At 68.3% G+C, this 6,656-nt stretch carries 6 protein-coding genes, 1 tRNA gene and 1 other RNA gene; 4 read left to right on the forward strand and 4 right to left on the reverse strand.

Annotation, left to right across the window (positions count from 1 at the left end):
- Positions 1-89: 89 nt before the first annotated feature.
- A complete protein-coding gene (locus AB0K00_RS41410; protein WP_363532914.1) occupies positions 90-3,206 on the reverse strand; it encodes a DNA polymerase III subunit gamma and tau in 3,117 nt (1,038 codons plus the stop codon).
- Between the two features lie 95 nt (positions 3,207-3,301).
- An RNA gene (gene ffs / locus AB0K00_RS41415) (signal recognition particle sRNA small type) lies at positions 3,302-3,395 on the reverse strand.
- Between the two features lie 55 nt (positions 3,396-3,450).
- On the opposite strand from ffs, the gene AB0K00_RS41420 reads away from it, so the two are divergent.
- A tRNA-Ser gene (locus tag AB0K00_RS41420) sits at positions 3,451-3,538 on the forward strand.
- A gap of 56 nt (positions 3,539-3,594) precedes the next feature.
- On the opposite strand, the gene AB0K00_RS41425 is transcribed toward AB0K00_RS41420, so the two are convergent.
- Positions 3,595-4,104 (reverse strand): hypothetical protein, encoded by a 510-nt coding sequence (locus AB0K00_RS41425; RefSeq protein ID WP_363532916.1) that lies wholly within the window; start codon positions 4,102-4,104, stop codon positions 3,595-3,597.
- Between the two features lie 369 nt (positions 4,105-4,473).
- Here AB0K00_RS41425 and AB0K00_RS41430 point away from each other — a divergent pair, with 369 nt between their 5' ends.
- The 3 genes from AB0K00_RS41430 to AB0K00_RS41440 all read left to right on the forward strand — a co-directional run bounded on the left by AB0K00_RS41430 (position 4,474) and on the right by AB0K00_RS41440 (position 6,136).
- Positions 4,474-4,662 carry a DUF6232 family protein gene (locus AB0K00_RS41430; protein WP_363532919.1) on the forward strand — a complete coding sequence of 63 codons (189 nt, stop codon included), beginning with the start codon at positions 4,474-4,476 and terminating at the stop codon, positions 4,660-4,662.
- 266 nt (positions 4,663-4,928) lie between these two features.
- Entirely contained in the window at positions 4,929-5,861 is a 933-nt protein-coding gene (locus AB0K00_RS41435; RefSeq protein ID WP_363532922.1) for a Scr1 family TA system antitoxin-like transcriptional regulator, read from the forward strand.
- Between the two features lie 74 nt (positions 5,862-5,935).
- Positions 5,936-6,136 (forward strand): DUF397 domain-containing protein, encoded by a 201-nt coding sequence (locus AB0K00_RS41440; RefSeq protein WP_363532925.1) that lies wholly within the window; start codon positions 5,936-5,938, stop codon positions 6,134-6,136.
- A gap of 43 nt (positions 6,137-6,179) precedes the next feature.
- Here the strand turns inward: AB0K00_RS41440 and AB0K00_RS41445 are convergent, their stop codons facing one another.
- Positions 6,180-6,392: a DUF397 domain-containing protein gene (locus tag AB0K00_RS41445; protein ID WP_363532928.1), complete on the reverse strand. Its 213-nt coding sequence runs from the start codon at positions 6,390-6,392 to the stop codon at positions 6,180-6,182.
- Positions 6,393-6,656 lie beyond the last annotated feature (264 nt).

Consider the following 6,656-nt stretch of genomic DNA (forward strand, 5'->3'; position numbering starts at 1 on the left):
GGCTTGGTCTTGCTCTGCTACTCGCGTTCGTCCTGCTCGGCTGCTCGCGGTTTGTCCTGCTCGGCTGATCGCGGGCCGACCTGGCGGTCTCAGCTCGTGGTCTCGCCGATCTTCTCCGCGCCGAGCGCTTCACTGAGCAACCGCAACGCCGCTTCTTCGCTCGACTCCCGCACCGAGTTGGCATCGTCGAGCAGCTCATCCCCCGGGTCCAACCCCGGAAACCGCGGATCGGCGACGGCTCCGTCGTATTCCGGGTCGAACGGCGGCTCCTCAGCCCCCGCACCCTCCCACACCGACTCGATCGCCGGCGCGGACGCGCCCGCCCCCCGCCGCGGCGCGTTGGCCGCCCGACTGGCCGCCTCCCGCGCCTGCTCGATCGCGCTGCGCGGCCGGGCACCGTTCTGCGGCTTGGCGCCGCCTTGAGCCCGCGCGCCGTTGGACTGACCGCCGTGCGCCGAACCGCCACCGTTCGGAGACTGCCCCTGACTACCTTGCGTGCCGTTGAACGACTGCCCCTGCGGCCTGGTCGCGACCTGCGTCGGGCCACCCGGAGCCGACCCGCCGGGAGTGGCAATGGCCGGCCACTCGCTCACCTGCGTGCCACCCGCGTGGGTCTGATCGCCGGCGCCGCCGTTCGTGCCGCCTTGTCCGGCCAGCCCGCGCGGATCCGCCAGCGCCCCACCGGACGGTGTGCGGACCACCCCGCCGGGCACCGCCGTCGCCGGCCAGCCGTCGGCCTGCGTCGCCATACCACCAGGCACCGCGGGCGTCGGCCACCCACCAGCCTGCCCACCGCCTGAAAACCCACCATCCGACTGGCCAACACCCGGCTGACCAACGCTGGACTGGCCAACGCTGGACTGACGACCGCCTGGCTGGCTACCGCCCGCTGGCCCACCGCCCGGATGAGCGCCACCCAGAGACCCGCCGCCCGCGTGGCCGGCCGGCGCGGTGTAGCTCGCCTGCGCGGCGTGGCTGGGCTGCGCGGCGTGGCCGGGCTGCGCGGCATAGCCGGCCGACGCCAGGTCTCCGCCAGGGACCGCGGTCGTCGGCCAACCGCCCGGGGAGCCGGCGACAGCACCAGAAACAGCCGCAACACCAGGACCGCTCGGGACACCAGGACCGCTCCCGGCACCGGGAACGGCGGCCGGAGTCGGCCAGCCATCCCCCGTCGCTGTCGGCCCACCCGCGGCGGGTCTCGCGGACGCCATGCTCGCGTCCGCCGCCCGCGCGTCGACCGTCACGGGATCACCCGCGGGGCGCGCCGGCGTCGGCCATGCGTCGGCGGCCTGCTGCGGCACCGGAGCGCCGCCACGAGGACCGCCGTCATCGGGGACCGGCGCCCCGCCCGGACCGGACTGCGGCGTCGGCCGCGGCGGGCTCGGACGGCTGCCGCCGCCTCCGCCACCCCCGCCACCCGGCTGTCCACCGACCTCGCACCTGACCTGCCACTTGCCCCCGAGCAGCTCGCTCAGTGCGGCAACGAGCACGTCAGGCGAGGCGTTGAGCATGTTGGCGTGCGCCGTGTGCTTGAACCCGAGCACCAGCGTGGTGCCCTCGACGTCCTGCACGGTCGCCTCACGGACGATCGCCGCGGCCTTCTTCGACTTCCCGCTCACCAGGGACAGCACGTCGGCCCACACCCGCCGGACCGCCACGGCGTCGAGCGCGCCGACCCCCTGCCCGCCCTGCGCCGCCTGAGGCGGGGCCGGCTGAGTCTGAACGGCCGCCTCCTGCGGGGCCGCGTGCCGCTCCGGCGCCACCTGCGGCTCGGCGGCATGCACCGCGGCCGGCTCAGCCGCAGAAGGCCGACCAGGCGGGGAAGCCTGCACCGGCGCGGCAGCCTGAGCAGGCGCAGCAAACTGAGCAGTCGCGCCGGTCTGAGCAGACGCGGACGCAGCAGGCGGAGCAGCGTGGGCGGACGGCTCAGGAGCGTGCGCAGGCGGCGGCGAGACCTGCGTCGCGGGCAGGGCCCGCTCGCCGGCGCCGTCACCCCCTGCCACAGCGGTGCCGAGGCCGATGGCCGGCGCCGGAACGGGGCCGCCCGCGAGCACCCGCCGCTCCATCCGCTCCAGGCGCTGCAGCAGCGCGTTGCTGGCGTCGTCGGCCCCGGGCAGCAGCATGCGGGCCGTGATCAACTCCAGCAGCAGCCGCGGCGCCGTCGTCCCGCGCATCTCGGTCAGCCCGTTGTGGACGATGTCGGCGAACCGCGACAGCGTCGCCTGCCCGAGCTGGGTCGCCTGGGCGCCCATCCGCTCGAGCTGGTCGTGCGGCGCGTCGAGCAGGCCCTTGTCGACCGCGTCGGGGACCTGCTGCAGAACGATGAGGTCGCGGAGCCGCTCAAGCAGATCGGAAGCGAACCGCCGCGGGTCGTGTCCCGCCTCGACGACCCGGTCGATGACGCCATAGGCGCCCCGCCCGTCGTCGGCGGCGAGCGAGTCGCACATCTCGTCGATCAGGGCGACGTCGGTGACACCGAGCAACGCCACGGCCCGCCGATAGGTGACGCCGTCAGGACCGGCGCCCGAAATCAGCTGGTCGAGGACCGAGAGCGAGTCCCGGGCGCTGCCCGCGCCGGCCCGCACGACGAGCGGGAACACCGCCGGCTCGACCGTGACGCCCTCGGACGCGGTCAGCTGCTCCAGATACGGCCGGAGCACCCCTGGGGGGATCAGCCGGAACGGGTAGTGATGGGTGCGGGACTTGATCGTCCCGAGCACCTTCTCGGGCTCCGTGGTCGCGAAGACGAACTTCACGTATTCCGGCGGCTCTTCGACGAGTTTGAGCAGCGCGTTGAACCCTGCCGACGAGACCATGTGCGCCTCGTCGATGACGTAGACCTTGAACCGGCTGGAGACCGGCGCGAAGAACGCCCGCTCCCGCAGGTCCCGGGCGTCGTCGACACCGCCGTGGCTGGCGGCGTCGATCTCGATCACGTCGATCGATCCGGAGCCGTCGGGCGCGAGCGCGCGGCACGAGTCGCACTCGCCGCACGGGTCGGGTGTCGGGCCCTTCTCGCAGTTGAGCGAGCGGGCGAGGATGCGCGCGCTGCTGGTCTTGCCGCAGCCACGCGGCCCGGAGAAGAGGTAGGCATGGTTGAGCCGCCCCGAGCGCAACGCCTGCGACAGCGGCTCTGTGACGTGCTCCTGCCCGATCACCTCGGCGAACGTGCGAGGCCGGTACTTGCGGTACAGCGCGAGCGCCACCAGCGGTCCTCCGTTCGCGTCATCGGCTCGGTGTGGCGGGCCGGGACCACGGTACCTCCAGCCACCGACAAAAACGCCGACCGGAGCCCGGACATGAAGGCGCCACCCGTGCACCCGTCAGAGCTCACTTATCCTTGCTGCCTTCCGGCCCTGGGGAGGTTCGTAAGATGACGCCGCACGAGTGGCTTGAGGACAACAATACCCGGTGGCGCGGAGCGGTTGAGGCATGGGTATCCTGGCGCACGGAGGATTCGCCTAGAGGCCTAGGGCGCACGCTTGGAAAGCGTGTTGGGATAAAACCCTCACGAGTTCGAATCTCGTATCCTCCGCCAGCCTGACCAGGCAAAACGCCGGGAAGCCCGCCAGGGCCGCCCGGCGTTTCGGTCTCTCAAGGGGCCAGCAGGCGCAGCTCGGCGAGGGTGAAGCGCAGGCCCGCCTCGTCGACCGGCGTCACCGTGCCAGCGTCATCCAGTCGGTACTGGCCCTGCGTCGGGTTGAGCAGTGAGGCTGGCGCGTCGTCGTAGAGCTCGAGGAACACCAGGTAGTGGCCCTTCGGCTGCAGGCTGACACTACCGACCTCGATGTGCTCCGTACCCTTGTGGCGGCCGCCGCCCTGCTTGATCTCCAGCCGGGACGGCGCCGAGCCTTTGTAGGTCTGTCCAACGGCGGCGGCGGCGAACACGGTGTGAACGTTCGGCACCGTTTCCGTCGCCGGGCGGACCTCGACCGACGCGGCCAAGTTCACCTCGGCGACAAGGTCGGCCGCGGCGAACAGTTCGGCCAGGGTCTGGTAGTGCGGGTAGTCGGCCTGATAACGGACGGTTTCGGCCAGCATGTCGGGCCTGTGCGTGCAGCCGGCGAGCGTGAGCAGCAGAACGGCGACCAGTGCGACCCTCATGCGCCTTGGACCTCCGACAGGCCGATCCGGTTCCACCACGACCCTCGCCGAGCGCTCAACCTGCCACATGGCTGTCTGTGACCTAGCGCATAGTGACACTGCATGGGACGATGGGGCCATGGCCAAACCGGCTCTGGAGGCGTTGAAACACAACAGCACCCGGCGGCCACCGGGTGCTGTTTGTGATCGCTTCCACCTCTACGACTACGCGGAGGGTCAGCGGTGATACCCACAGCAATCCTTGCGCATCGAGAACCCCTCCGCAAGACCGAGAGGGGAAAGGAGATGCGCACCTTCTATCGGAGTCCGGACATCATGGTCACCAGTGACCATGTGGCCGTCCTCCGGCCAAGTCCCGCCCGATTCCGGATGACCGAACTCCGAGGGGCGTACATCGTCCGGCACGGATCTCCCTCGATCCGCCCGCTGCTGGAGATCAGGGCGCGCTACGGCAGTAGCGACGTCAGTCTCTTCAGCACCACGGACGCCCGCACCTTCGGCCAGGTCCGGCGAGCGTTGATCAGAGCACTGGAGCAGTGCAAACCAGCACGTAGTTAGGCCCCGAAAGACCGCGCGCGAGCTTACGCCTCGCGCGCGGTCATCCCGGGTTCATCGAGATGATACAAAAATGCAACTTGCAATATCGCACCTTGCTGGGTAGCTGGTCGTTACCATCCCGTGGGCGACAACCCGCGCGCCCGTTTTGTATGCGTCCTCCCATGAGGCTGACGCGCGGTGCGGCACGCGCTTGCTACGGTTTTTGGCGTTGACCGCGTGCACCCATGATCACGCGCGTAAGGTCTGGAAGTGGCTAGCTGCCTGCGATGTTGCAGGTGGACATATGTCCCTTGGAGGGGCTGGACGTCATGGCATCGGGTGACACGCCTGCTGTGGCCCGCCGCACGGTTCGCTTGGCGATCCGTGACGCGCGGGTGGCAAAAGGTCTCACTCAATCAAATGTTGCCGAGGCGATGGAATGGTCACTCTCCAAGGTAATGCGAATTGAGAGCGGCGAGGTCACGATTTCGCAAAACGACCTCCGTCCACTTCTGACACATTTGGGGATCCGCGACAAGGCCAAGGTTGACGAACTCATCCAGGCCGCCAAGGCGTCGAAACAGCGACGCCAATGGTGGGACCAGCCGAAGTTCGCGGGAATGCTCACCCCCGCAATGAAGCAATGGTTCAGTTACGAAGTCGAAGCAAGCACCATGCTCATCTACTGCGCCGTGAACTTTCCGGGCTTCCTACAGACGCCCGAGTTCGCGAGCCAGGTGCTCAACTTCTTCAACAATGAGCTGGAAGCGGACACGATTGCCGCGCGCCTGGAGACCCGCACGCTGCGGCGAAAGGCGCTCGAGGCTCGCGGAGTCCGCCCCGACGCACGAGTGATCCTCGACGAGTCGGTATTGCTCCGCACGCAAGGCCGGCCCGAACTGCTGGGGGCGCAACTGTCATCGGTGCTCGACGTGATCGACGAGGGCTGGCTCACCGTGCGTATCGCGCCGTTCTATCTACCCAATGCCGGCATCGGGAACTGGGAAATATTTTACCTCGGCGCCGAGCATCTGGACCATGCCGTGCTGTATCGGGAGAACTCGACCAAGGACGAGATCATCGACGACCGCAGCGGGCTGGAGCGCCACCTCGCGCAGTGGGAAGTCATCTGGCATGCGTCGTTCGACCAGGCCCATTCGAAGGAAATGATCGAGACTCGGGCCAACGAGCTTCTCGGTGTTCATAGATCTCGGAGCTGAAGCTCCGAGCAGTGAGGTAAAAGACGTGTCTCCACACAGGGGCGCGGCCTGATGCTTTTCAGGAAAGGAGTAGAGTGCAGCCAAGTGAGGCGCCATTGGCATGGCGCAAGAGCCAGGCATGTGCGAATGCGACATGCATCGAGGTCGCCGAGCAACCGGACACATTTTTCGTGCGTGACTCGAAGAATGTCGCGGGCTCGGTGCTGACCTTTAATCGGGCAGACTGGGGCAGTTTCATTGCCGGCATCAGGACCGACGCCCTAGTTCCCCGTTGACATAACGGAGCAGTAGAGTTGAGCGCTTCGGTGCGTGAGCACCCTAGCGCTCAACTCCATTCAGGCCACCCTCGTCGCTGCGCAGCGCGGCGATGAACGAGGACCAACCCGCATCATTGAATGCCAGCTGGCCGCCATCAGGGTTCGCCGAGTCCCGGACCAGGAACAACGCGTCGTCGCGGGCAACCTCGACGCACGCGTTGGTTGCGCAGAACCGGCTCTTCCGCCAGGTCAACTTGTCTTGATCGTCAGCCACAGGGTCCTCCTCACCTTGGACCTGGCATCCAGGATACGGACGGGCGCGAGCGACACCACTGGGATTTATCGATTTGCACGACTTTGGCATATGTGAATGCCTCATTCATGTGCAAACCAGGGTGAAATGGCGATGGTTGTGGCCCCCGCGGTTTTCAACTTAGCCGGCGGCACAAACCCCCAGGCCCCGAGAGGGCCAGGGTGAGGTTGCGGCACGCCGCGGGGTTAACGGCCAGAAGGCGGCGGGCCATGCTGCGTGTCCGAG

The sequence above is a fragment of the Dactylosporangium sp. NPDC049525 genome (assembly GCF_040676755.1).
Taxonomy (GTDB): Bacteria; Actinomycetota; Actinomycetes; order Mycobacteriales; family Micromonosporaceae; genus Dactylosporangium.

Coding starts and splice junctions, on each gene's coding strand:
- AB0K00_RS41425 (WP_363532916.1), bottom strand. CDS start 4,104: ATGAGGGTCGCACTGGTCGCCGTTCTGCTGCTCACGCTCGCCGGCTGC.
- AB0K00_RS41430 (WP_363532919.1), top strand. CDS start 4,474: ATGACCGAACTCCGAGGGGCGTACATCGTCCGGCACGGATCTCCCTCG.
- AB0K00_RS41435 (WP_363532922.1), top strand. CDS start 4,929: ATGTTGCAGGTGGACATATGTCCCTTGGAGGGGCTGGACGTCATGGCA.